Annotated in this window: 30 protein-coding genes; 4 read left to right on the top strand and 26 right to left on the bottom strand. The window is 61.3% G+C overall.

Going from position 1 to position 22,275, the window contains the following annotated elements:
• Positions 1 to 170: 170 nt before the first annotated feature.
• The 3 genes from AB0O52_RS06470 to AB0O52_RS06480 are packed head-to-tail and all read left to right on the top strand — an operon-like array spanning position 171 to position 3,461.
• Positions 171 to 1,121 carry a sugar ABC transporter permease gene (locus AB0O52_RS06470; protein WP_364535041.1) on the top strand — a complete coding sequence of 317 codons (951 nt, stop codon included), beginning with the start codon at positions 171 to 173 and terminating at the stop codon, positions 1,119 to 1,121.
• Positions 1,118 to 2,056: a carbohydrate ABC transporter permease gene (locus AB0O52_RS06475; protein ID WP_364535044.1), complete on the top strand. Its 939-nt coding sequence runs from the start codon at positions 1,118 to 1,120 to the stop codon at positions 2,054 to 2,056. The genes AB0O52_RS06470 and AB0O52_RS06475 overlap by 4 nt, the downstream gene beginning before the upstream one ends.
• A gap of 58 nt (positions 2,057 to 2,114) precedes the next feature.
• Positions 2,115 to 3,461 carry an ABC transporter substrate-binding protein gene (locus tag AB0O52_RS06480; protein ID WP_364535047.1) on the top strand — a complete coding sequence of 449 codons (1,347 nt, stop codon included), beginning with the start codon at positions 2,115 to 2,117 and terminating at the stop codon, positions 3,459 to 3,461.
• Between the two features lie 108 nt (positions 3,462 to 3,569).
• On the opposite strand, the gene map is transcribed toward AB0O52_RS06480, so the two are convergent.
• From map to rpsJ, 23 genes are all read right to left on the bottom strand, one after another.
• Positions 3,570 to 4,397: a type I methionyl aminopeptidase gene (map, locus tag AB0O52_RS06485; RefSeq protein WP_364535050.1), complete on the bottom strand. Its 828-nt coding sequence runs from the start codon at positions 4,395 to 4,397 to the stop codon at positions 3,570 to 3,572.
• A 232-nt stretch (positions 4,398 to 4,629) separates the two neighbouring features.
• Complete coding sequence (locus tag AB0O52_RS06490) at positions 4,630 to 5,199, bottom strand: adenylate kinase (protein WP_364535599.1); 570 nt, start codon at positions 5,197 to 5,199, stop codon at positions 4,630 to 4,632.
• Positions 5,200 to 5,204: 5 nt separating this feature from the next.
• On the bottom strand, positions 5,205 to 6,515 hold the full coding sequence (secY, locus tag AB0O52_RS06495; protein ID WP_059387373.1) for a preprotein translocase subunit SecY: 1,311 nt from the start codon (positions 6,513 to 6,515) through the stop codon (positions 5,205 to 5,207).
• A 189-nt stretch (positions 6,516 to 6,704) separates the two neighbouring features.
• Complete coding sequence (gene rplO, locus AB0O52_RS06500) at positions 6,705 to 7,193, bottom strand: 50S ribosomal protein L15 (protein ID WP_364535054.1); 489 nt, start codon at positions 7,191 to 7,193, stop codon at positions 6,705 to 6,707.
• A complete protein-coding gene (gene rpmD, locus AB0O52_RS06505; protein ID WP_059387371.1) occupies positions 7,193 to 7,399 on the bottom strand; it encodes a 50S ribosomal protein L30 in 207 nt (68 codons plus the stop codon). Before rpmD ends, rplO begins: the two co-directional genes overlap by 1 nt.
• A gap of 2 nt (positions 7,400 to 7,401) precedes the next feature.
• Positions 7,402 to 8,073: a 30S ribosomal protein S5 gene (rpsE, locus tag AB0O52_RS06510; RefSeq protein WP_364535058.1), complete on the bottom strand. Its 672-nt coding sequence runs from the start codon at positions 8,071 to 8,073 to the stop codon at positions 7,402 to 7,404.
• Positions 8,074 to 8,102: 29 nt separating this feature from the next.
• Positions 8,103 to 8,486, bottom strand: a complete 384-nt coding sequence (rplR, locus tag AB0O52_RS06515) for a 50S ribosomal protein L18 (RefSeq protein WP_236812276.1) — start codon at positions 8,484 to 8,486, stop codon at positions 8,103 to 8,105.
• Positions 8,487 to 8,489: 3 nt separating this feature from the next.
• Entirely contained in the window at positions 8,490 to 9,026 is a 537-nt protein-coding gene (gene rplF, locus AB0O52_RS06520; RefSeq protein WP_059387368.1) for a 50S ribosomal protein L6, read from the bottom strand.
• An 18-nt stretch (positions 9,027 to 9,044) separates the two neighbouring features.
• The gene (gene rpsH / locus AB0O52_RS06525; RefSeq protein WP_028265096.1) at positions 9,045 to 9,443 is read right to left on the bottom strand and encodes a 30S ribosomal protein S8; all 399 of its coding nucleotides are present in this window, start codon (positions 9,441 to 9,443) and stop codon (positions 9,045 to 9,047) included.
• Between the two features lie 77 nt (positions 9,444 to 9,520).
• A complete protein-coding gene (rplE, locus tag AB0O52_RS06530) occupies positions 9,521 to 10,099 on the bottom strand; it encodes a 50S ribosomal protein L5 (RefSeq protein ID WP_059387367.1) in 579 nt (192 codons plus the stop codon).
• Positions 10,099 to 10,458 carry a 50S ribosomal protein L24 gene (rplX, locus tag AB0O52_RS06535; RefSeq protein WP_364535063.1) on the bottom strand — a complete coding sequence of 120 codons (360 nt, stop codon included), beginning with the start codon at positions 10,456 to 10,458 and terminating at the stop codon, positions 10,099 to 10,101. The genes rplE and rplX overlap by 1 nt, the downstream gene beginning before the upstream one ends.
• 3 nt (positions 10,459 to 10,461) lie before the next feature.
• Positions 10,462 to 10,830, bottom strand: coding sequence for a 50S ribosomal protein L14 (rplN, locus tag AB0O52_RS06540; protein WP_003803789.1), 369 nt, complete (start codon positions 10,828 to 10,830; stop codon positions 10,462 to 10,464).
• 350 nt (positions 10,831 to 11,180) lie between these two features.
• Entirely contained in the window at positions 11,181 to 11,480 is a 300-nt protein-coding gene (gene rpsQ / locus AB0O52_RS06545) for a 30S ribosomal protein S17 (RefSeq protein WP_364535066.1), read from the bottom strand.
• Entirely contained in the window at positions 11,477 to 11,800 is a 324-nt protein-coding gene (gene rpmC / locus AB0O52_RS06550) for a 50S ribosomal protein L29 (protein WP_059387364.1), read from the bottom strand. Before rpmC ends, rpsQ begins: the two co-directional genes overlap by 4 nt.
• A gap of 2 nt (positions 11,801 to 11,802) precedes the next feature.
• Positions 11,803 to 12,219: a 50S ribosomal protein L16 gene (gene rplP, locus AB0O52_RS06555; protein ID WP_028265101.1), complete on the bottom strand. Its 417-nt coding sequence runs from the start codon at positions 12,217 to 12,219 to the stop codon at positions 11,803 to 11,805.
• A complete protein-coding gene (rpsC, locus tag AB0O52_RS06560) occupies positions 12,220 to 13,068 on the bottom strand; it encodes a 30S ribosomal protein S3 (protein ID WP_306863854.1) in 849 nt (282 codons plus the stop codon).
• Positions 13,069 to 13,434 carry a 50S ribosomal protein L22 gene (rplV, locus tag AB0O52_RS06565; RefSeq protein WP_028265103.1) on the bottom strand — a complete coding sequence of 122 codons (366 nt, stop codon included), beginning with the start codon at positions 13,432 to 13,434 and terminating at the stop codon, positions 13,069 to 13,071. It abuts the gene before it with no gap.
• Positions 13,435 to 13,472: 38 nt separating this feature from the next.
• Complete coding sequence (gene rpsS / locus AB0O52_RS06570; protein WP_018773666.1) at positions 13,473 to 13,754, bottom strand: 30S ribosomal protein S19; 282 nt, start codon at positions 13,752 to 13,754, stop codon at positions 13,473 to 13,475.
• Positions 13,755 to 13,766: 12 nt separating this feature from the next.
• Positions 13,767 to 14,606, bottom strand: coding sequence for a 50S ribosomal protein L2 (gene rplB / locus AB0O52_RS06575; protein WP_028265104.1), 840 nt, complete (start codon positions 14,604 to 14,606; stop codon positions 13,767 to 13,769).
• Positions 14,607 to 14,635: 29 nt separating this feature from the next.
• Positions 14,636 to 14,941, bottom strand: coding sequence for a 50S ribosomal protein L23 (rplW, locus tag AB0O52_RS06580; RefSeq protein WP_059387362.1), 306 nt, complete (start codon positions 14,939 to 14,941; stop codon positions 14,636 to 14,638).
• Positions 14,938 to 15,555: a 50S ribosomal protein L4 gene (rplD, locus tag AB0O52_RS06585; protein ID WP_364535073.1), complete on the bottom strand. Its 618-nt coding sequence runs from the start codon at positions 15,553 to 15,555 to the stop codon at positions 14,938 to 14,940. Before rplD ends, rplW begins: the two co-directional genes overlap by 4 nt.
• A 4-nt stretch (positions 15,556 to 15,559) precedes the next feature.
• Entirely contained in the window at positions 15,560 to 16,210 is a 651-nt protein-coding gene (rplC, locus tag AB0O52_RS06590; RefSeq protein ID WP_306863871.1) for a 50S ribosomal protein L3, read from the bottom strand.
• Positions 16,211 to 16,228: 18 nt separating this feature from the next.
• Complete coding sequence (gene rpsJ / locus AB0O52_RS06595; protein WP_003803825.1) at positions 16,229 to 16,537, bottom strand: 30S ribosomal protein S10; 309 nt, start codon at positions 16,535 to 16,537, stop codon at positions 16,229 to 16,231.
• 389 nt (positions 16,538 to 16,926) lie between these two features.
• Between rpsJ and AB0O52_RS06600 the strand changes: the two genes are divergently transcribed.
• On the top strand, positions 16,927 to 18,354 hold the full coding sequence (locus tag AB0O52_RS06600) for a GH1 family beta-glucosidase (RefSeq protein WP_364535076.1): 1,428 nt from the start codon (positions 16,927 to 16,929) through the stop codon (positions 18,352 to 18,354).
• Positions 18,355 to 18,390: 36 nt separating this feature from the next.
• Here the strand turns inward: AB0O52_RS06600 and AB0O52_RS06605 are convergent, their stop codons facing one another.
• The 3 genes from AB0O52_RS06605 to fusA form a co-directional block, all read right to left on the bottom strand.
• Positions 18,391 to 18,516, bottom strand: coding sequence for a hypothetical protein (locus tag AB0O52_RS06605; RefSeq protein ID WP_364535079.1), 126 nt, complete (start codon positions 18,514 to 18,516; stop codon positions 18,391 to 18,393).
• Between the two features lie 200 nt (positions 18,517 to 18,716).
• Positions 18,717 to 19,907 carry an elongation factor Tu gene (gene tuf, locus AB0O52_RS06610; protein WP_364535082.1) on the bottom strand — a complete coding sequence of 397 codons (1,191 nt, stop codon included), beginning with the start codon at positions 19,905 to 19,907 and terminating at the stop codon, positions 18,717 to 18,719.
• A 235-nt stretch (positions 19,908 to 20,142) separates the two neighbouring features.
• Positions 20,143 to 22,257: an elongation factor G gene (gene fusA, locus AB0O52_RS06615; RefSeq protein WP_236812282.1), complete on the bottom strand. Its 2,115-nt coding sequence runs from the start codon at positions 22,255 to 22,257 to the stop codon at positions 20,143 to 20,145.
• Positions 22,258 to 22,275 lie beyond the last annotated feature (18 nt).

The raw sequence follows: 22,275 nt of genomic DNA on the forward strand, positions 1-22,275 counted from the left end.
CCACGAAACATCGAGTAAACGCGCGCAGAAGGCTTGTCCAACAATCCCGCGAGCAGCCCTCTTTTTGACTTGACAGGTGTCTCCATGTGGTGAAGTAAAACTAGCCGCCCCCTTTGACCCGATAGTTCGGGTCCGGCGCCCCGATTTCTGCGAACCGTTAGAGACCTCCCATGACAAGACAACTGACAGGCAGTCCCGCGGCCACCGCGCAGGCTGTCCCGGCCCCTCGGCGCCGGGGACGCTGGTCCGGCCGAACCCGACGCGACTTCTTTGTGTTCCTGGCACTGGCCTTGCCGAACTTGGCGCTGATCGCGGTGTTCACCTACCTGCCGTTGATCAACAACATGTATTACTCGACCCTTGACTGGACCTTGGGCTCCACCTCAGCCACCGTCGTCGGCATCGAGAACTATGTCACCTTCTTCACCAGCTCCGATGCCCCGCAAGTACTTGGCACCACCCTCATTTTCACCGTGGTCACTGTCGGCGGTTCCATGGTGCTGGGGCTCCTGGTGGCCTTGGCCTTGAACGCGAAAGTCCGCGGCACCACCTTTGCGCGATCTGCCGTCTTCGCCCCCTACGTCCTCAGCGGAGTTGGCGTTGGCCTCGTGTGGCTGTTCATCTTCGACCCCGGATACGGAGTGCTGTCATGGCTGCTCCGGGGCATCGGCCAGCAAAGCCCCCAATGGATCAACGATCCGAAGCTCTCCCTTGTGATGGTCATCATCGTCTACGTCTGGAAGAACCTGGGCTACTGCGCCGTCGTCTACCTCGCCGGGCTCCAGTCGCTCCCGAAGGACGTCATGGAGGCAGCTTCCCTGGACGGCGCCAACGGCGTCCGCCGCTTCATGAGCATCTCCGTTCCCCTGCTCTCGCCCACCACGTTCTTCCTGCTGATCACCACGATGATCAGCTCGCTGCAGGCCTTTGACCTGATCCGCATCATGACCCCGCTGGGCAACGGCACCAGCACGCTGATCTACGAGGCCTATCTGCAGGCCTTCGGCGCCTACAACCGCGCCGGCTACTCCGCCGCGATCTCAGTGGTGCTCTTCGCCATCCTGCTCATCATCACCGTGCTCCAGTTGCGGTTCGTCGAACGGAAGGTGCACTACTCATGAGCACGCTCTCTCCCGTCAGCCCCAACCCCGCAAGCGGCGTCGGGACCTTGAAAGCTCCCGACGGCGGTCCGGAGCTCCCAGCGCGGCGCGACAAGCCGTTCTCCCGCGCAAACCTGGTCCAGACACTCGCCGGAGGCTATATCCCGCTGATCGTGGCCACGCTCGTGGTGGTCCTGCCCCTGCTGTGGATGTTGCTCAGTTCCTTCAAACAGCCCGGCGAGATCGTCACCACGGACCTCAGGATCCTGCCGCAGGGCCTGAACCTGGAGAACTACCACACGGCCATGACCACGGTGCCGTTCGCGCGGTTCTTCCTGAACAGCCTGATCGTCACAGTGGTCGGTTCCACGGTCAAGGTGATCCTGGCCATCCTGACGGCATACGCCCTGGTTTTTGTCCGTTTCCCGTTCAAGAGCATCATCTTCGTGGTGATCCTCGTGGCCCTGATGGTGCCGCCGCAGGTGTCGATCCTCCCCAACTACATCCTGATAGCTGGAATCGGCGGGAAGAACACCCTCTGGGGAATCATTCTTCCGGGACTCGGCACGGCCTTTGGAACCTTCCTCCTCCGCCAGCATTTCAAAACGCTCCCGGGGTCCATCCTCGAAGCCGCGGAAATCGACGGCGCGGGCCATTGGCGCAGGTTGTGGCAAGTAGTTGTCCCCGTGTCCCTCCCTTCCATCGCTACCGTTGCCCTCGTCACCGTGGTCAGCGAGTGGAACGACTACATCTGGCCGCTGATCATCACGGACCGGCCTGAAACCATGACCCTCCCGGTCGGCCTGACCCTGCTCCAGAACTCTGAAGGAAACGGCGCCGGTTGGGGAATCCTGATGGCCGGGGCCGTTCTGGTGATTATCCCCATCCTCCTGGTTTTCGCAGCGCTGCAACGCTACATCGTTGCCGGGCTCACCCAGGGCAGCGTCACCGGCTAGCAACCCCGCACCTTCCACACAACCCTTCACCACTTTTGCATCCTTGAGAGGACCCACCATGGCAATGAATCTTGATCGTAGAAACTTCCTCGGGCTCGCCGGACTTGGAGTCGGCGCCGCCGCCCTGGCAGCGTGCGGCGGTCCGTCGACCAGCGGCAGCGCTGCGAGCAGCAGCCCTTCAGACATCGACTTCACGGGCGTCAAGCCGGCCGGCTCGTTCGACTTTTGGACCAGCCACCCCGGACAGTCCCAAGCCGTCGAGCAATCCATCATCGACAAGTTCCAGGCGAAGTTCCCGGACATCAAGGTGAACCTCGTGACCGCCGGCGCCAACTACGAGGAAATCGCCCAGAAGTTCCAGACCTCCCAGGCCGCGAAGTCGGCCCTTCCCGGCCTCGTAGTGCTCTCCGACGTCTGGTGGTTCCGCTACTACACCAACGGCAACATCATTCCGTTGGACGGACTCATCAAGCAGCTGGACGTCAAAATCGACGACTTCCAGAAGTCGCTCGTAGCGGACTACCAATACGCCAACAAGCAGTGGGCGCTCCCCTACGGCCGCTCCACGCCGCTCTTCTACTACAACAAGGACCACTTCAAGGCCGCGGGCCTTCCGGACCGGGCTCCCAAGACCTGGCAGGAGTTCGCCGAGTGGGCCCCGAAGCTCCAGGCCAGCTCGGGCGCGAAGTACGCCTACATCTACCCGGCCCTCGCCGGATACGCCGGCTGGACCCTGCAGAACAACCTGTGGGGCTGGGGCGGCAGCTGGTCCAACGGCTGGACCTTCAACTGCGATTCCGCAGAGTCCGTCGCGGCCCTGCAGTGGGCACAGGACTCCATCTACAAGGACAAGTGGGCCGGCGTCTCCTCCAAGAACGCCGCGGACGACTTCTCGGCAGGCATTACGTCCACCACAATCTCCTCCACCGGGGACCTGTTGGGCGTGCTGAAGTCCGCCAAGTTCAACGTCGGCGTCGGCTTCCTGCCGGGCGGGCCCAAGGCCGAGACCAACGTCTGCCCCACCGGCGGCGCCGGACTCGGGATTCCCAGCGGTGTCAGCAAGGAAGTCCAGCTCGCGGCCGCCACCTTCCTGAAGTTCATGACCGAGCCGGAGAACACCGCGGCATTCTCCGCTGCGACCGGCTACATGCCCACCCGCGTCTCGGCGGACATGACGGCAGTCCTCGCCAAGACTCCCCAGATCAAGACGGCCATGGACCAGCTCGCCGTGACCAAGGTGCAGGACAATGCCCGCGTATTCCTGCCCGGCGCCGATCAGGAGATGGCCAAGGCTGCCGCGAAGATCCTCACGCAGCAGGGCGACGTGAAGGCCACCATGACGGACCTCAAGGCAACCCTCGACGGCATTTACACCAAGGACGTCAAGCCCAAGCTCAAGAGCTAGGCCTCTGCGCGCCCAGTGCGATCCCGCTGCCCAACTAGCTCGAAGTTAATGTCGTTTTGACGGGTCAGAACGAGAACTAATTCGAGCTAGTTGGGCAGCCGCGTCTGTTCAGGGAATCGGAACCGGCACGACGCCGAGCGGCACCAGCTGCTCTGCACCGCCGTCGGGCGCGGAAAGGACCCAGATGCCCTTTTCGTGGACGGCAACCGAATGCTCCCACTGGCACGAACGCTTGCCGTCGGTGGTCACCACGGTCCAGTCGTCGTCGAGGGTCGCTGTTTCGATGCCGCCGCGGACGAGCATGGGCTCAATCGCAAGGCACAGTCCCGGCCTGATCTTCGGGCCGCGGTGCGTGGTGCGATAGTTCAACACATCGGGGGCCATGTGCATCTCGGAACCGATGCCGTGGCCCACGTAGTCTTCCAGGATGCCCAGCGGCTTTCCCGGAACGGACGAAACATAGTCGTCCACGGCGTTGCCGATGTCGCCCACAAACTTGCCCTTGGCCAAGGCCGCAATGCCACGCCACATGGCGGCCTGGGTGACATCGGAGAGCCGCTGGTCTTCAGGATCAGCCGCACCGACTATCACTGTTCGCGCGGAGTCGGAGTGCCAACCGTCAACGATCGCTCCGCCATCAATCGAAATGATGTCCCCGTCCTGGAGGACCCGGTCACCGGGGATGCCGTGGACCACTTCCTCGTTGACGGACGTACAGATGGTGGCCGGGAAGCCGTGGTAACCGAGGAAATTCGACTTCGCTCCGGCGTCGATGAGGACCGCCGCGAACACGGCGTCGATCTCACGCGTGGTCACGCCCGGCTTCGCAGCTTCAACGGCCGCGTCGAGCGCTCTGCTGAGGACCAATCCGGCCTCATGCATTTTGCGCATTTGCTCGTTGGTCTTGTATTCGATGCGGGGCTGGCCGAACGCCATGGTCTCCTCTTGTCGTGTGCTCCTTGTGGTGGGCTGTGGAACCAGATCACCATTTGATCCTCTATTTTCCCGCATCGGCGGTCCTGCCCGAAACCGGCGCCGCGAACGCCGCGAACGCCCCGGCAACTGTCCAAGGTCCCGGGGCCCGCCGAAGGGGAACAGAAAAGGGCGTGTCCCGCGCGGGAGCAGTTCACTCCGGGCGGGACACACCCTTTCAACAGTCGTGCGGCGACTAGACTGCCTTGGCTGCCTCGATGGCCAGCAGGACGCGATCCGTGACCTCGTCGATGTCGCCAATGCCATCGACCTGGGTCAGGATGCCGCGTTCGGCATATTTGGCCACGACGGCCTCGGTCTGCTCGTGGTAGAGGTCCAGGCGGTGGCGGATGACACCTTCGTTGTCATCCGAGCGCCCGGTCTCCTTGGCACGGCCCAGCAAACGCTTGACAAGTTCCTCGTCGTCGGCCGTCAGCTGAAGCACGACGTCGAGCTTCTCGTCCGTGTCGGCGAGGATCTGGTCCAGGTATTCCACCTGGGCGGTGGTGCGCGGGTATCCGTCGAGCAGGAAGCCGTTCTCGACGTCGTCCTCGCTCAGGCGGTCACGGACCATCTTGTTGGTGACGCTGTCCGGAACGAAATCGCCGGCGTCCATGTACTTCTTGGCTTCGATACCCAGAGGGGTTTCGCCCTTGACGTTTGCACGGAAGATGTCGCCGGTGGAGATGGCGACTACGCCCAGGCGCTCGGAAATCCGCTCAGCCTGGGTTCCCTTGCCCGAACCCGGGGGTCCAATGATCAGCATTCTCGTCATCGCAAAAGCCCTTCGTAGTGACGTTGTTGTAGCTGCGCATCAATCTGCTTGACGGTTTCCAGGCCTACGCCCACCATGATCAGAATTGACGTGCCACCGAACGGGAAGTTCTGGTTGGCACTGATCAGGACGAGTGCGACCAGCGGAATCAACGCCACGAAGCCCAGGTAAAAGGCGCCGGGGAGGGTGATCCTGGAAAGCACGTACTGCAGGTAGTCCGCGGTCGGTTTACCCGCCCGGATGCCCGGAATGAACCCGCCGTACTTCTTCATGTTGTCCGAGACCTCTTCGGGGTTGAAGGTGATCGCGACGTAGAAGTAGGTGAAGAACACAATCATGACGAAGTACAGCGCCATGTAGATGGGGTGGTCGCCCTTGGTGAGGTTGTTGTTGATCCACTCAACCCACGGGGCAATGGACTCTCCTGCCTTCGGCTGGTTGAACTGCGCAATCAGCCCGGGCAGGTAGAGCATGGAGGAAGCGAAGATGACGGGCACGACGCCGGCCATGTTCACCTTGATGGGGATGTAGGTGCTGGTGCCGCCCACGGTGCGCCGGCCGATCATACGCTTGGCATACTGGACCGGAATGCGCCGCTGGGACTGCTCCACGAAGACAACGAGTGCGACGGTCACGAGGCCGATCGCCAACACAGTGAAGAAGGTGCCCGGTCCCTTGGAGTTCCAGATGGCACCAAGCGAGGTTGGGAAGCCTGCGGCGATGGAGGTGAAGATGAGCAGGGACATGCCGTTGCCCACGCCCTTCTCGGTAACCAGTTCGCCCATCCACATGATGAGGCCCGTACCGGCCGTCAAGGTGATGACCACAAGAATCGTGGCGATGATGCTGGTGTCGGGGATGATCGGCAGCTGGCAGTTAGGCAGCAACTGGCCCGAGCGTGCCAGGGACACCAAAGTGGTGGCGTTCAGCAGGCCAAGCGCAATGGTCAGATAACGCGTGTACTGCGTCAGCTTCGACTGGCCGGAGGCACCTTCGTCGTACAGCTGCTGGAACCGCGGAATGACCACGCGGAGCAGCTGCACGATGATGCTGGCCGTGATGTACGGCATGATCCCCAGGGCAAAGATCGAAACCTGCAGCAGTGCACCACCGCTGAACAGGTTGACGAGCTGGTAGAGGCCGCCCTGGTCCTGATTGCTTGACAAACATTGCTGAACATTTTGGTAGCTCACACCAGGCGAGGGGATAAAAGCTCCCAAGCGGAAGATTGTGATGATTCCCAGCGTGAACAACAACTTGCGTCGCAGATCAGGCGTACGAAATGCCCGGCCGAATGCGCTTAGCAAGCGTCCTCCTGAGTTAAAAGTCCAAGGGTGTCGAAAGGGGTCATTGAAACCCAACACCCGAGTCTAACGGTTTGATGCGCCATGCGAACAATCGAGGGGTGTGCGCCATGTGAAAAAACTCCCGGCGCGAGGGGCCGAAGCCCTCCGCACCGGGAGTCTTTTTACAGCGGGCGAACGCCCCGGAGCCCTTTAGAGGGCAGTGGTGGTTCCGCCTGCTGCTGCGATCTTCTCAGCTGCGCTGGAGGAGAAAGCGTGGGCGGTGACATCAACCTTGACGGTGATGTCGCCGGTGCCCAGCACCTTGACGGGCTGGTTCTTGCGAACGGCACCCTTCTCAACCAGGGACTCGACGGTGACAGCGCCACCTTCCGGGAACAGCTCGTTGAGCTTGTCCAGGTTTACAACCTGGAACTCAACCCGGAACGGGTTCTTGAAGCCGCGAAGCTTCGGCAGGCGCATGTGCAGCGGCAGCTGGCCGCCGGCAAAGCCAGCCTTGACCTGGTAGCGGGCCTTCGTACCCTTGGTACCGCGACCGGCGGTCTTACCCTTGGAGCCTTCACCACGACCAACACGGGTCTTGGCAGTCTTGGCACCGGGGGCGGGACGCAGGTGGTGGACCTTCAGAGTGTTCTGCTTGTCGGCAGCCTCTGCCTTATCGGCGGTCTTGTTCTCAGCCATTACTTCGCCTCCTCTACATTCACGAGGTGCGGAACCGTGTTGAGCATTCCGACGGTCACGGCATCAGCGGTACGGACAACAGTGTGTCCGATGCGCTTGAGGCCGAGGGACCGCAGGGTCTCACGCTGGTTCTGCTTGGCGCCGATGACGCCCTTGATCTGGGTGATCTCCAACTGAGCGTCGGAGGGAGTCAGGTTCTTAGCCATGACTAGACACCTGCCTTCTGGTTCTGGAGTGCGCGCACCAGAGCAGCAGGAGCGATCTCGTCCAGCGGCAGGCCACGGCGGGCTGCCACGGAAGCGGGCTCTTCCAGTCGCTTCAGGGCGTCAACAGTCGCGTGAACGATGTTGATGGCGTTCGAGGAACCGAGCGACTTGGAGAGAACGTCGTGGATACCGACGCATTCCAGTACCGCGCGGACCGGACCACCGGCGATAACACCGGTACCCGGGGAAGCCGGACGCAGCATGACAACGCCTGCTGCGGCTTCACCCTGCACGCGGTGCGGGATGGTGTTGCCAACGCGGGGAACGCGGAAGAAGGACTTCTTAGCCTCTTCAACGCCCTTTGCGATAGCTGCCGGAACTTCCTTGGCCTTGCCGTAGCCGACGCCAACCAGGCCGTTGCCGTCACCGACGACGACGAGTGCGGTGAAGCTGAAGCGACGACCACCCTTGACGACCTTGGCAACACGGTTGATGGTTACAACGCGCTCTACGAACTGGCTCTTCTCGGCCTCGCGACCGCCGTCGCGGCCACCACGGCCACCACGGTCGCCGCGGCCCTGGCCACGGTCACCACGCTCGCCACGACGGCCGCCGCGGCGGTCGTCGGTGGCAGCAGCAGTCTCAGTTGCCTCAGCAGCTGCAGCTTCAGTCACCTGAATGTCCTTTTCGTTATTCTCAACGGTCACAGTGCCAGCCCACCTTCACGTGCGCCGTCAGCGACGGCGGCGATCCGGCCGTGGTACTTGTTACCACCGCGGTCGAAGACAACTGCTTCGATGCCTGCAGCCTTGGCACGCCCGGCAACGAGCTCGCCGACGCGCTTGGCCTTGGCAGTCTTGTCGCCGTCGAATGCACGAAGGTCAGCTTCCAGAGTGGAAGCGTAAGCCACGGTTACACCCTTGCTGTCATCGACAACCTGGACGAAGATGTGGCGTGCGGAGCGGTTGACGACCAGACGAGGACGAGCAGCCGTGCCGGTGATGCGCTTGCGGATACGAAGCTGGCGACGGCTGCGTGCAGCAGACTTGCTCTTGTTCGTACGCTTCTTGTTAATTGCGATGGCCATGGTTTACTTACCAGCCTTTCCGACCTTGCGGCGGATAACTTCGCCGGCGTAACGGACACCCTTGCCCTTGTAGGGGTCGGGCTTGCGCAGCTTGCGAATGTTGGCAGCAACCTCGCCGACCTGCTGCTTGGAGATACCAGCGACGGAGAGCTTGGTCGGCCCCTCCACCGTGAAGGTGATGCCTTCGGGAGCGGAGACATTGACCGGGTGGCTGAAGCCAAGAGCGAACTCAAGGTCAGAACCCTTGGCCTGAACGCGGTAACCGGTACCAACGATTTCAAGCTTCTTTTCGTAGCCCTTGGTGACGCCCTCGATCATGTTGGCGATCAGGGTGCGGGTCAGGCCGTGCAGGGAACGCGAAGCGCGCTCGTCGTTCGGGCGGGTGACAGTCAAGGTGCTTTCGTCCAGGGTGACCTCGATCGGGCTGGCTACAGTGTGGCTCAGCTCGCCTTTGGTGCCCTTGACGTTGATGACAGAGCCATCAACCTTAACTTCAACGCCGGCAGGAACGGTGATGGGGAGACGTCCAATACGTGACATTATTCTCTTCCTTTCCCGTTACCAGACGTACGCGAGGACTTCGCCGCCCACGCCCTTCTTGCCGGCCTGCTTGTCAGTCAGGAGGCCGGAAGAGGTGGACAGGATTGCGATACCCAGGCCACCCAGCACGTGAGGCAGGTTGGTGGACTTCGCGTAAACGCGGAGACCAGGCTTGGAAATGCGACGGACACCAGCGATCGAACGCTCGCGGTTCGGGCCGAACTTGAGGTCGATGGTCAGCTTCTTGCCGACTTCGGCTTCCTCTTCCTTCCAGGCAGCAATGTAGCCTTCTGCCTTCAGGATGTCGGCAACGCGTGCCTTGAGCTTGCTGTACGGCATGCTCACGGTGTCGTGGTATGCCGAGTTGGCGTTGCGCAGACGCGTAAGCATGTCTGCGACAGGATCTGTCATAGTCATTGTGGGCTCTTGCCCTTCCTCGTAATGGTTTCCGCGTTGGCTACAAAGCAGCCGCGGCCGGACCTACTACGTAGTTGTTAGTCTTCGGATTTGAACGGGAAGCCAAGTGCCTTGAGCAGCGCACGGCCTTCGTCATCGGTCTTTGCAGTGGTGACGACCGTGATGTCCATACCGCGAACGCGGTCGATGGAGTCCTGGTCGATTTCGTGGAACATAACCTGTTCGGTCAGACCGAAGGTGTAGTTGCCGTTGCCGTCGAACTGCTTGCCGTTGAGGCCGCGGAAGTCGCGGATACGGGGCAGGGCGAGGGTCACGAGGCGGTCCACGAATTCCCACATACGGTCCCCACGCAGAGTTGCGTGTGCACCGATGGGCATGCCTTCGCGCAGCTTGAACTGGGCGATGGACTTGCGGGCCTTGGTTACCTGCGGCTTCTGGCCGGTGATCAGGGTGAGGTCGCGGACAGCGCCGTCGATCAGCTTGGAGTCCTTGGCGGCATCTCCAACACCCATGTTCACTACAACCTTCACCAGGCGGGGAACCTGGTTCACGTTCTCGTACTTGAATTCCTCAACCAGGGTCTGCTTGATGGAATCGGCGTACTTCGTCTTCAGACGCGGAACGATCTTCGCTGGAGTCTCGAGAGTCTCAGTCATTAGATGTCCTTCCCGGATGCCTTGGACACGCGGACACGGACGGTCTTGGAGACGCCGTCCTTCTCAACGGTCTCGAGACGGAAACCAACGCGGGTCGGCTTCTTGGTCGAGGGGTCAACAAGAGCAACGTTGGAGACGTGGATCGGGGCCTCAACGACCTCGATGCCACCGGTCTTGGTGCCGCGCTGCGACTGACCGACCTTGGTGTGCTTGGTGACGCGGTTGATGCCTTCTACCAGAACGCGGTTGGCATCCGGGTAAACGCGCAAAACCTTACCCTGCTTGCCGCGGTCGCCGCCGCGCTCCTGCTTGGCTCCGGTGATGACCTGAACGAGGTCACCCTTCTTGATTTTAGCCATGGACTAAAGCACCTCCGGGGCCAGGGAGACGATCTTCATGAACTTCTTGTCACGGAGTTCACGACCAACCGGGCCGAAGATACGGGTACCGCGGGGGTCGCCGTCGTTCTTCAGAATCACAGCTGCGTTCTCGTCAAACTTGATGTAGGAACCATCCGCACGGCGGCGTTCCTTCTTGGTACGAACGATGACAGCCTTGACGACGTCACCCTTCTTTACGTTGCCGCCCGGGATAGCGTCCTTGACGGTTGCGACAATGACGTCGCCAATGCCTGCGTAGCGACGGCCGGATCCACCGAGAACGCGAATGGTAAGGATTTCCTTAGCACCCGTGTTGTCGGCGACCTTCAGTCGCGACTCCTGCTGAATCAATTTTTACTCCTTGCGTCGCGCCGGTTCTCAGACCGAAATGGAGCATACGGAATGAGCCTTGCGGAACGGTTGATCGGGGTGTCTCTTGACCTGCCTGGATTTTGCCAGTGCAGGCCTAAACTCCCGTGCCGCCAGCATCAGCTTCCCTTGCGGAAATAACTGCGCGGGGCAGTATGCCGCGGCACGATTGTTTACGAGGTGGTTGTTGGCGCACAACTGACGCCATACAAACTCAATATCCTAGCACGGTTTATGCTAAGCACCGAAACGCGGAAAGGCCCGCATCCCTTACGGGATACGGGCCTTTCTGCCAATCCATGTCGCTGCCGGGCGCAAGGCCAAGCGCGGGACTACTTAGCCTTTTCGAGGATCTCCACGAGCCGCCAGTTCTTGGTGGCGGACAGCGGACGCGTCTCGGCGATGAGAACGAGGTCGCCGATGCCGGCGGTGTTCTGCTCATCGTGAGCCTTGACCTTCGAGGTGCGGCGAATAACCTTGCCGTACAGAGCGTGCTTCACGCGGTCTTCAACCTGAACAACGATGGTCTTTTCCATCTTGTCAGAGACAACGTAGCCGCGACGCGTCTTACGGTAACCGCGCTGTGTAGCGCTGGCTGCTGCTTCCGTCACAGTTTCCTTCTGTTCGCTCACTTGGCGTCCTCTCCAGCCTCAGCTTCGGCCTTTTCAGCCTTGGCTTCTGCCTTCTTGGACTTCTTTTCTTCCTTGGCTTCCACAACCGGTGCGGCAACCTCGGCACGAATGCCCAGCTCGCGCTCACGGAGAACGGTGTAGATGCGTGCGATGTCCTTCTTTACCGCGCGCAGACGACCGTGGTTCTCCAGCTGTCCGGTGGCGGACTGGAAACGCAGGTTGAACAGCTCTTCCTTGGACTTGCGGAGTTCTTCAACGAGACGCTCGTTGTCGAAACCGTCCAGCTGTGCGGGTGCGAGATCCTTCGACCCTACTGCCATTTCTATTCACCACCTTCGCGACGCACAATGCGTGCCTTCAACGGCAGCTTGTGGATTGCCAGGCGCAATGCCTCGCGAGCTACCTCTTCATTGACACCGGCGAGTTCGAAGAGAACGCGGCCCGGCTTGACGTTTGCGACCCACCATTCCGGAGAACCCTTACCGGAACCCATGCGGGTTTCGGCCGGCTTCTTCGTCAGCGGACGGTCCGGATAAATGTTGATCCAGACCTTGCCGCCACGCTTGATGTGGCGGGTCATCGCGATACGGGCAGACTCGATCTGACGGTTCGTGACGTAGGCCGGGCTCAGTGCCTGGATGCCGTACTCACCGAAAGTGACCTTGGTGCCGCCCGTTGCAGCGCCGGAACGACCCGGGTGGTGCTGCTTACGGTGCTTGACTCGACGTGGGATAAGCATTTAAGCCTGTCCTCCTTCTGCTGCCTGTGCCGAACCTGCGGTAGCGGCTTCAGCTGCCGGAGCCTCTGCAGCAACAGGTGCCGCGTCAGCTGCCGGACGGTCGGTACGACGACGGCGGTCACCACGGTCGGCGCCACCCGGGCGGCCCGGACGGTCGCTGGCACCGCGGCCGCGGGACGGAGCAGCAGCTGCCTGCTGAGCCAGTTCCTTGGCGGTGACGTCGCCCTTGTAGATCCAGACCTTCACGCCGATGCGGCCGAAGGTGGTCTTGGCCTCGTAGAAGCCGTAGTCGATGTTCGCACGCAGGGTGTGCAGGGGCACACGGCCTTCGCGGTAGAACTCCGAGCGGGACATTTCTGCGCCACCCAGTCGACCGGAGCAAGCAATACGGATACCCTTAGCACCCGCACGCTGTGCGGACTGCATGGCCTTCTTCATCGCACGGCGGAAAGCCACGCGGGAAGTCAGCTGCTCAGCGACGCCCTGGGCAACAAGCTGGGCTTCCATCTCGGGGTTCTTGACCTCGAGGATGTTCAGCTGGACCTGCTTGCCGGTGAGCTTTTCGAGCTCGCCGCGAATGCGGTCCGCTTCTGCACCGCGGCGGCCGATGACGATACCCGGGCGGGCCGTGTGGATGTCCACGCGGACACGGTCACGGGTGCGCTCGATTTCGACCTTGGCGATACCAGCGCGCTCCATGCCCGTGGACATGAGCTGGCGGATGCGGATGTCTTCGCGAACGAAGTCCTTGTACCGCTGGCCGGCCTTCGTGCTGTCAGCAAACCAGTGCGATACGTGATCGGTGGTGATGCCGAGTCGGAACCCGTGCGGGTTTACTTTCTGTCCCACTTAGCGAGCCTCCTCTTTCTCCGGGGTAGCGACTACCACGGTGATGTGGCTCGTGCGCTTCTTGATCTGAAATGCGCGACCCTGGGCACGCGGCTGGAACCGCTTCATGGTCGGGCCTTCATCAACAAACGCTTCGCTGATGTAGAGGTCTCCTTCGTCAAAGGCAACGCCGTCGCGGTCCGCGAGGACCCGTGCGTTTGCCATTGCCGACTGAACTACCTTGAATACCGGCTCCGAAGCTGCCTGTTCGGCGAACTTCAGAATTGCCAGAGCCTCATTCGCTTGCTTACCACGAACAAGGTTGACGACGCGCCGGGCCTTCATAGGCGTTACGCGGATGTGACGCGCAATAGCCTTGGCTTCCATTGCTTTCCTTCTCTCGTCTTTGACGTAAGTGCAGGCGCCTAGCGGCGCTTGCCCTTACGGTCGTCCTTGACATGGCCGCGGAATGTCCGCGTGGGAGCGAATTCGCCGAGCTTGTGCCCGACCATCGACTCGGTGACAAACACCGGAATGTGCTTGCGTCCGTCGTGCACGGCGATCGTGTGGCCGAGCATGTCGGGGACGATCATCGAACGGCGGGACCAGGTCTTGATGACGTTCTTGGTGCCCTTTTCGTTTTCCCTGGCTACCTTTACAAAGAGGTGCTGGTCAACGAAAGGACCTTTTTTCAGGCTGCGTGGCATGTGTCCAGGCTCCTATCGCTTGTTCTTGCCAGTACGACGGCGACGAACAATAAGCTTGTCGCTCTCTTTGTTGGGGCGGCGGGTGCGGCCTTCACGCTTACCGTTCGGGTTGACGGGGTGACGTCCACCGGACGTCTTACCCTCGCCACCACCGTGCGGGTGGTCGACCGGGTTCATCGCGACACCACGGACGGTCGGGCGAACGCCCTTCCAGCGCATGCGGCCGGCCTTGCCCCAGTTGATGTTCGACTGCTCGGCGTTGCCGACCTCGCCGACCGTTGCGCGGCAGCGCACGTCGACGTTGCGGATTTCACCGGAGGGCAGACGCAGCTGGGCGAAACGGCCTTCCTTGGCGACGAGCTGGACCGAAGCACCTGCGGAACGGGCCATCTTGGCGCCGCCACCCGGACGCAGTTCAACTGCGTGGATGGTGGTACCGACCGGGATGTTGCGCAACGGCAGGTTGTTGCCCGGCTTGATGTCAGCGTCGGGACCAGCCTCGACGAAGTCACCCTGGGACAGCTTGTTCGGGGCGATGATGTAACGCTTGGTGCCATCAACGTAGTGCAGGAGGGCGATGCGAGCCGTACGGTTCGGATCGTACTCGATTTCGGCAACGCGGGCGTTGACGCCGTCCTTGTCGTGACGACGGAAGTCGATCAGACGGTACTGGCGCTTGTGGCCACCACCCTTGTGACGGGTAGTGATCTTACCGGTGTTGTTACGGCCGCCAGTCTTGTGCAGCGGACGCAGCAACGACTTTTCCGGAGTCGATCGCGTGATTTCGGAGAAGTCGGCTACGCTCGAGCCGCGACGGCCCGGGGTAGTCGGCTTGTATTTACGGATTCCCATAATTCATTTCCTCGTTAAAGTGGTCTCCGCTACGCGAGCGGACCGCCGAAGATGTCGATTGTGCCTTCTTTGAGGGTGACAATTGCACGCTTGGTGCTCTTGCGCTGTCCCCAGCCAAATTTGGTGCGCTTGCGCTTACCGGCACGGTTGATGGTGTTGATCGATTCGACCTTGACGGAGAAAATCTTCTCCACGGCCAGCTTGATCTCGGTCTTGTTCGAGCGGGGGTCCACCAGGAAGGTGTACTTGCCCTCATCGATCAGGCCGTAGCTCTTTTCCGAAACGACGGGTGCAATGACGACGTCGCGCGGGTCTTTGATGGTGGCTGCACTCACTTGGCATCCTCCTCGTTCTTTGCCTTGTCAGCGATGAAAGCCTCGAAAGCAGCCTTGGTGAAGACCACGTCGTCGGAAACCAGCACGTCGTAGGTGTTCAGCTGGTCTGCGTACAGAACGTGAACATCTGCGAGGTTGCGCACGGACAGTGCTGCAACGTCGTTGGCGCGCTCGATGACAACGAGCAGGTTCTTGCGCTCGGAGACTGCACGCAACGCGGCCAGTGCTGCCTTGGAGGACGGCTTGGAGCCGGCGACCAATTCATCAACGACGTGGATGCGGCCGTTACGGGCGCGGTCAGACAGGGCGCCGCGCAGGGCAGCAGCCTTCATCTTCTTGGGGGTCCGCTGGCTGTAGTCGCGCGGCGTCGGGCCGTGGACGATGCCACCACCGGTCATGTGAGGAGCACGGATGGAACCCTGACGGGCGCGGCCGGTGCCCTTCTGCTTGAACGGCTTGCGGCCTGCACCGGAAACTTCGGCGCGGGTCTTGGTCTTGTGGGTACCCTGGCGAGCAGCAGCGAGCTGTGCGACGACGACCTGGTGCAGCAACGGCACGTTGGTCTGGACGTCGAAGATCTCTGCAGGCAGGTCTACCTTGACAGTGCTAGTCATTGAACTAGGCTCCCTTCACGGCGGTGCGTACGAGGACGACCTGGCCGCGGGCACCGGGGACGGCACCCTTGATAAGGAGCAGCGACTTCTCGGCGTCAACAGCGTGAACCGTGAGGTTCAGCGTGGTGTGACGTACTGCGCCCATGCGGCCGGCCATTTTCAGACCCTTGAAGACGCGGCTCGGGGTGGATGCGCCACCGATGGAACCGGGCTTGCGGTGGTTCTTGTGCGCACCGTGGGAGGCTCCAACGCCGTGGAAGCCGTGGCGCTTCATCACACCGGCGAAGCCCTTACCCTTGCTGGTGCCGACGACGTCGATCTTCTGGCCGGCTTCGAAGAGCTCAACAGAAAGCTCCTGGCCCAGTTCGTAAGACGCGGCGTCTGCAGTGCGCAGTTCGACGACGTGGCGGCGAGGAGTTACGCCAGCCTTTTCAAAGTGACCAGCCAGCGGCTTGGTGACCTTGCGGGGATCGATCTGGCCGTAGCCGATCTGAACGGCGACATAGCCATCAGTCTCTGCATTGCGCAGCTGGGTGATGACGTTGGAGTCAGCCTGGACGACAGTTACCGGGATGAGCTTGTTGTTCTCGTCCCAGACCTGGGTCATGCCGAGCTTCGTGCCCAGCAGGCCCTTTACGTTACGGGTTGCGGTCATAGTTTTCTCAGCACCTCCCTACAGCTTGATTTCGATGTTCACGTCGGCCGGCAGGTCGAGACGCATAAGCGAGTCGACAGCCTTCGGCGTGGGGTCGATGATGTCGATCAGACGCTTGTGAGTACGCATTTCAAAGTGCTCACGGCTGTCCTTGTACTTGTGGGGAGAGCGGATAACGCAGTACACGTTCTTCTCCGTCGGCAGCGGCACGGGGCCTACTACCGTTGCGCCTGCGCGCGTGACCGTCTCAACGATCTTCCGCGCTGAAACATCAATGACCTCGTGGTCATATGACTTCAGCCGGATGCGGATTTTTTGTCCCGCCATGTCGCCTGACTCTCTTTCAGTCTGTGCGGCCCTCGATTAAAGGCTGCCCTGTTCACTTACGTGTTGCATGTGGCTGCCGAAGCATTTGAAGTAGTACTACCACCCGCCGCACAAGCTGAATCCGGAGGGATCCGGGTTCCTCAACTTGCCGGTGTAACCGACCCCCGCGGTCGGGCGTGTCGCGATTTCCACGCAGACGCGTCCGAATTCCTTTGGGGATCTGGGTTATGTTTGGGCTTCAGCTTGGACCCTGGCACCCGGCATTATCCGGATCGGGACGCGAAGAAGCGCTTGAACAACTCACCTAGTATGCCGGAATTCTCCGGCATACGCCAATCGGACCTCGTCCGACCATTGCCATCGGCTCCCGCGCTCGGGATGATGGGGGCATGACCGTCCAAGATACTGCCACTGTGGGGGATCTTGCAAACCGCATCAGGCCGGACTTCACCCTGGGGGTCGCCGCGGCCGCCTTTCAGATCGAGGGCTCGCTCACGGCGGATGGACGCGGACCATCAAGCTGGGATGCATTTGCCGAAAAACCAGGGGCGATCGTCGACGGGCACTCCCCCGCGGTCGCGTGCGACCACTACAACCGGACAGATGAAGACATTGCCCTCATACAGGAGCTGGGCGTGGATTCCTACCGGTTCTCCCTCTCCTGGCCGCGGATCCAACCCGGCGGCAAGGGGCCCATCAACCAACAGGGCCTGGACTTCTACGACCGTCTGATCGACAAGCTCCTCAAAGCCGGGGTCTCCCCCATGGTGACCTTGTTCCATTGGGACACTCCCCTGCCCTTGGAGCACGACGGCGGCTGGCTGAACCGGGCGACGGCGGAACGGTTCGCCGAATACTCCGCAGCGGCCGCACACCGCTTCGGTGACCGCGTTGCGCAATGGGTCACCCTCAACGAACCCGTTTCGGTAGCGTTGCAAGGATATGCGCTCGGTGTCCACGCTCCCGGCAGGCGGCTGCTTTTCGATGCCCTGCCCGCAGCCCACCACCAGTTGTTGGGGCACGGCCTCGCCGTCCAGGCCCTGCGCGCTGCCGGGGTGGCGGGAACTATTGGCGTAGCCAATGTCCATTCGCCGGTCCTGCCCGCAACCAAACGCTTGGCCGACGTCCTCATGGCCAAGGCCTTCGACCTCATCTTCAACCGGGTCTATGCCGATCCCATCCTCCTGGGGCGGTACCCGAAACCTCCGCTGCAGGTGAGGCCCTGGTTCCGGGCTTTGGGCAAGGTCCGGGACGAGGATCTGAAGACTATCCACCAGCCGTTGGATTTCTACGGCTTGAACTACTACTACCCCGTCAAGGTAGCCTCGGGCCGCGGCGACGGAAGCACCCCGGTCAGCAACCCGGAGATGATGGCCAAGCTGCCGTTCCACCTGGCGGCCTTCCCGGAATACGAAACAACAGGATTTGGTTGGCCTGTGGCTCCCGAGCACCTCGGAATCCTCCTGCGGGAACTGAAAGACCGGTACGGGGCAGCGCTGCCTCCCCTCTTCATCACGGAGAGCGGCGCCAGTTTCCCGGAACCGGACCACACACGGGGGCCAGTGCACGACGCCGACCGCATCAGCTACCTTGCTTCGCACCTTGGCCAGGCCTTGAGGGCCACGGCGCCTGGCGGGATCGCCCACGACGTCGAACTTCTGGGCTACTACGTCTGGACGCTCCTGGACAACTTCGAATGGGCTGCCGGATATTCACAGCGATTCGGGCTGGTGCACGTTGATTTCGACACGCTGGAAAGAACCCCCAAGGACTCCTACTACTGGTACCAGTCCCTGAGCAAGGCGCGCCGGAGCTGATTCGAAGTCCCCCTTTTGTGGACCGATCGTGCTAAATCAATCTTTCCTGTTCGCACGTTTGATGCGCTTTGCCCGCTCGATCTCGCGGCGGAAGTATTTCCTTCCCCACATCACGCCAGCTACCACCACAACCACCAGGACCAGAAAAATCAGCGTTCCCATTCGGCATTCCTCCTTTGAGGCAACGCTATCAGGGCGCGCTCCGCATCCGGCAGTGCAGGCGTGCACCCCGGCCGGACGCACGAGTCCGAAACGGCACCTTGAGCAGCAAAGAAGAACCCCGCCACGATAGTGACGGGGTTCTTCTTTGGCTTGCTACCGGTCGCCAGGCGCCCGGTCCTTCACCGATCTACAAGTAGGAACTACTTGAGGATCTTGGTGACACGTCCCGAACCAACGGTGCGGCCACCTTCACGGATTGCGAAGCCGAGGCCCTCTTCCATAGCGATCGGCTGGATGAGCTCAACGGTCATCTCAGTGTTGTCGCCAGGCATAACCATTTCCGTGCCTTCCGGCAGGGTGATAACGCCGGTTACGTCCGTGGTACGGAAGTAGAACTGCGGGCGGTAGTTCGAGTAGAACGGGTTGTGACGTCCGCCTTCGTCCTTGGAAAGGATGTAGACGTTGGCCTCGAAGTCGGTGTGCGGGGTGATGGAACCCGGCTTGACGACAACCTGGCCACGCTCGACGTCGTCGCGCTTCAGACCGCGGAGCAGGAGGCCACAGTTCTCGCCGGCCCATGCTTCGTCGAGCTGCTTGTGGAACATCTCGATACCGGTAACGGTGGTCTTCTGGACCGGACGGATACCAACGATTTCAACTTCAGAGTTGATCGCGAGGGTACCGCGCTCGGCGCGACCCGTAACAACGGTGCCACGACCGGTGATTGTGAAGACGTCTTCGATCGGCATCAGGAACGGCTTGTCGCGGTCACGAACGGGGTCCGGAACCGAGTTGTCGACAGCTTCCATGAGGTCCTCGACGGACTTGACCCAAACCGGGTCGCCTTCGAGTGCCTTGAGGCCGGAAACACGCACAACCGGAGCGTCGTCGCCATCGAAGCCCTGAGCGCTGAGCAGCTCGCGAACTTCCATTTCAACGAGGTCGAGAAGCTCTTCGTCCTCGACCATGTCGGACTTGTTCAGCGCGACCAGCAGGTAGGGAACGCCAACCTGGCGGGCGAGCAGAACGTGCTCGCGGGTCTGAGCCATCGGGCCGTCAGTGGCGGCAACCACGAGGATCGCACCGTCCATCTGGGCAGCACCGGTGATCATGTTCTTGATGTAGTCAGCGTGACCCGGAGCGTCTACGTGTGCGTAGTGGCGCTTCTCGGTCTGGTACTCAACGTGGGAGATGTTGATGGTGATACCACGCTGGCGCTCTTCCGGAGCAGAGTCAATCGACGCGAAGTCGCGCTGCTCGTTGAGAGTGGGGTACTTGTCGTACAGCACCTTGGAAATGGCGGCAGTCAGCGTCGTCTTACCGTGGTCAACGTGACCAATGGTGCCGATGTTGACGTGCGGCTTAGTCCGCTCGAACTTTGCCTTTGCCACAGGTTCCTCCTAGAACGATTTCAAGTGAGTTGCTCCTCGGCCGCGCTTTTCGCGGCAGAAACTCCAGCAAGTCTACTTGGGGGCTTTGGATTTGGTGAAATTGCAGATTCAGGGACCAATGCTGGTGCCTGGAGTCTGTTCGTGCAAGGACCGGACTGCGGCCTGGGCCACAGCCCGGCGCCTGCACTGAATGCTTTCCCGGAACGGGCCAGCATCCTGGTTTATCCGTCGGTGATTACTCGCCGCGGTTCTTCTGGATGATCTCGTCGGCAACTGCCTTCGGGACCTCGGCGTAGCTGTTGAACGTCATGGAGTACACAGCACGGCCCTGGGTCTTCGAACGCAGGTCACCGATGTAGCCGAACATGCCGGACAGCGGAACGTGCGCACGGATCACCTTGACGCCAGCGGCATCTTCCATGGACTGCATCTGGCCACGGCGGGAGTTCAGGTCACCAATTACTTCACCCATGTATTCCTCAGGGGTGCGGACCTCAACATCCATCAGCGGTTCGAGCAGAACCGGGTTCGCCTTGCGTGCGGCTTCCTTGAAAGCCATACGGCCGGCGATCTTGAACGCCATTTCCGAGGAGTCAACATCGTGGTATGCGCCGTCAATCAGCGTGGCCTTGATGCCGACAACCGGGTAGCCGGCCAGAACGCCGTCGTTGAGTGCATCCTGGATACCCGCGTCAACGGACGGGATGTACTCGCGGGGCACGCGGCCACCGGTGACTTTGTTCTCGAACGCGTAGAGCTCGCCGTCGGCGGTGTCCATCGGCTCGATGGCGATCTGGATCTTAGCGAACTGACCCGAACCACCGGTCTGCTTCTTGTGCGTGTAGTCGTGACGCTCTACAGCGCGCTTGATGGTCTCGCGGTAAGCAACCTGCGGCTTGCCGACGTTTGCCTCGACCTTGAATTCGCGGCGCATGCGGTCCACCAGGATGTCCAGGTGGAGCTCGCCCATGCCGGCGATGATGGTCTGACCGGTGTCCTCGTTGAGGGAGACCTGGAAGGTCGGGTCCTCAGCGGAGAGCTTCTGGATGGCCGTGGAGAGCTTCTCCTGGTCACCCTTGGTGTTCGGCTCGATGGCAACCGAGATCACGGGCTCCGGGAAGCTCATGGACTCGAGCACGATCTGGTTGTTCGCGTCGCACAGGGTGTCGCCCGTCGTCGTGTCCTTCAGACCGATTGCTGCGTAGATGTGGCCCGCGGTAGCGCCTTCAACAGGCATTTCCTTGTTGGCGTGCATCTGGAACAGCTTGCCGATGCGCTCCTTCTTGCCCTTGGTGGAGTTGACCACCTGGGCACCTGCTTCTACGTGACCGGAGTACACGCGGATGAAGGTGAGCTGGCCGAAGAACGGGTGCGCGGCAATCTTGAACGCCAGGGCCGAGAACGGCTCTTCGGCAGAAGGCTTGCGGGTGAGCTCCTTCTCTTCGTCGCGCGGGTCGTGACCGACCATGGGCGGGACGTCGAGCGGGTTCGGCAGGAAGTCGACGACAGCATCCAGCATCGGCTGTACGCCGCGGTTCTTGAAGGCAGAACCACAGAGAACCGGGTAGAGCTCGGAGTTGATGGTCATCTTGCGGATGCCGGCCTTGAGCTCCTCGACAGTGAGTTCTTCACCTTCGAGGTACTTCTCCATGAGTTCTTCGGAAGCCTCGGCAACAGTCTCAACGAGCTGTGCACGGTATTCCTCAGCCTTGGCCTGGAGATCAGCGGGGATCTCCTGGACCTCGTACTTGGCACCCATGGTGACGTCACCCTTGGCATCGCCCGGCCACACCAGGGCGCGCATCTCAAGGAGATCCACGACGCCGATGAAGTCGTTCTCCGCACCGATCGGCAGCTGGAGAACCAGCGGCTTGGCACCGAGGCGGCTGATGATGGTGTCTACGGTGAAGTAGAAGTCAGCGCCGAGCTTGTCCATCTTGTTGACGAAGCAGATGCGCGGCACGTTGTACTTGTCGGCCTGGCGCCAAACAGTCTCGGACTGCGGCTCGACGCCTTCCTTGCCATCGAAGACAGCGACGGCGCCGTCGAGGACGCGCAGCGAGCGCTCGACCTCAACCGTGAAGTCCACGTGGCCCGGGGTGTCAATAATGTTGATCTGGTTCTTGTCCCAGAAGCAGGTCACGGCGGCCGACGTGATGGTGATGCCGCGTTCCTTTTCCTGTTCCATCCAGTCGGTCGTCGAAGCGCCGTCGTGCGTTTCGCCGATCTTGTGGTTCACACCCGTGTAGAACAGGATGCGCTCGGTGGTGGTGGTCTTGCCGGCATCGATGTGGGCCATGATGCCGATGTTGCGGACCTTGCTAAGGTCGGTAAGCACGTCCTGTGCCACGGTGTCTCCCTTTCGGAT

Origin of the sequence: Arthrobacter sp. NPDC080073 (assembly GCF_040686575.1) — a bacterium.
Lineage (GTDB): Bacteria > Actinomycetota > Actinomycetes > Actinomycetales > Micrococcaceae > Arthrobacter.

Bases quoted from the DNA above. Each gene is read 5' to 3' on its own strand.
- AB0O52_RS06470 (WP_364535041.1), top strand. From the start codon at position 171: ATGACAAGACAACTGACAGGCAGTCCCGCGGCCACCGCGCAGGCTGTC.
- AB0O52_RS06475 (WP_364535044.1), top strand. From the start codon at position 1,118: ATGAGCACGCTCTCTCCCGTCAGCCCCAACCCCGCAAGCGGCGTCGGG.
- AB0O52_RS06480 (WP_364535047.1), top strand. From the start codon at position 2,115: ATGGCAATGAATCTTGATCGTAGAAACTTCCTCGGGCTCGCCGGACTT.
- map (WP_364535050.1), bottom strand. From the start codon at position 4,397: ATGGCGTTCGGCCAGCCCCGCATCGAATACAAGACCAACGAGCAAATG.
- AB0O52_RS06490 (WP_364535599.1), bottom strand. From the start codon at position 5,199: ATGCTGATCATTGGACCCCCGGGTTCGGGCAAGGGAACCCAGGCTGAG.
- rplO (WP_364535054.1), bottom strand. From the start codon at position 7,193: ATGGCTGAGAACAAGACCGCCGATAAGGCAGAGGCTGCCGACAAGCAG.
- rpmD (WP_059387371.1), bottom strand. From the start codon at position 7,399: ATGGCTAAGAACCTGACTCCCTCCGACGCTCAGTTGGAGATCACCCAG.
- rplR (WP_236812276.1), bottom strand. From the start codon at position 8,486: ATGGCCATCGCAATTAACAAGAAGCGTACGAACAAGAGCAAGTCTGCT.
- rplF (WP_059387368.1), bottom strand. From the start codon at position 9,026: ATGTCACGTATTGGACGTCTCCCCATCACCGTTCCTGCCGGCGTTGAA.
- rpsH (WP_028265096.1), bottom strand. From the start codon at position 9,443: ATGACTATGACAGATCCTGTCGCAGACATGCTTACGCGTCTGCGCAAC.
- rplE (WP_059387367.1), bottom strand. From the start codon at position 10,099: ATGACTGAGACTCTCGAGACTCCAGCGAAGATCGTTCCGCGTCTGAAG.
- rplX (WP_364535063.1), bottom strand. From the start codon at position 10,458: ATGGCTAAAATCAAGAAGGGTGACCTCGTTCAGGTCATCACCGGAGCC.
- rpmC (WP_059387364.1), bottom strand. From the start codon at position 11,800: ATGGCAGTAGGGTCGAAGGATCTCGCACCCGCACAGCTGGACGGTTTC.
- rplP (WP_028265101.1), bottom strand. From the start codon at position 12,219: ATGCTTATCCCACGTCGAGTCAAGCACCGTAAGCAGCACCACCCGGGT.
- rplV (WP_028265103.1), bottom strand. From the start codon at position 13,434: ATGGAAGCCAAGGCTATTGCGCGTCACATCCGCGTAACGCCTATGAAG.
- rpsS (WP_018773666.1), bottom strand. From the start codon at position 13,754: ATGCCACGCAGCCTGAAAAAAGGTCCTTTCGTTGACCAGCACCTCTTT.
- rplB (WP_028265104.1), bottom strand. From the start codon at position 14,606: ATGGGAATCCGTAAATACAAGCCGACTACCCCGGGCCGTCGCGGCTCG.
- rplD (WP_364535073.1), bottom strand. From the start codon at position 15,555: ATGACTAGCACTGTCAAGGTAGACCTGCCTGCAGAGATCTTCGACGTC.
- rplC (WP_306863871.1), bottom strand. From the start codon at position 16,210: ATGACCGCAACCCGTAACGTAAAGGGCCTGCTGGGCACGAAGCTCGGC.
- rpsJ (WP_003803825.1), bottom strand. From the start codon at position 16,537: ATGGCGGGACAAAAAATCCGCATCCGGCTGAAGTCATATGACCACGAG.
- AB0O52_RS06600 (WP_364535076.1), top strand. From the start codon at position 16,927: ATGACCGTCCAAGATACTGCCACTGTGGGGGATCTTGCAAACCGCATC.
- AB0O52_RS06605 (WP_364535079.1), bottom strand. From the start codon at position 18,516: ATGGGAACGCTGATTTTTCTGGTCCTGGTGGTTGTGGTGGTAGCTGGC.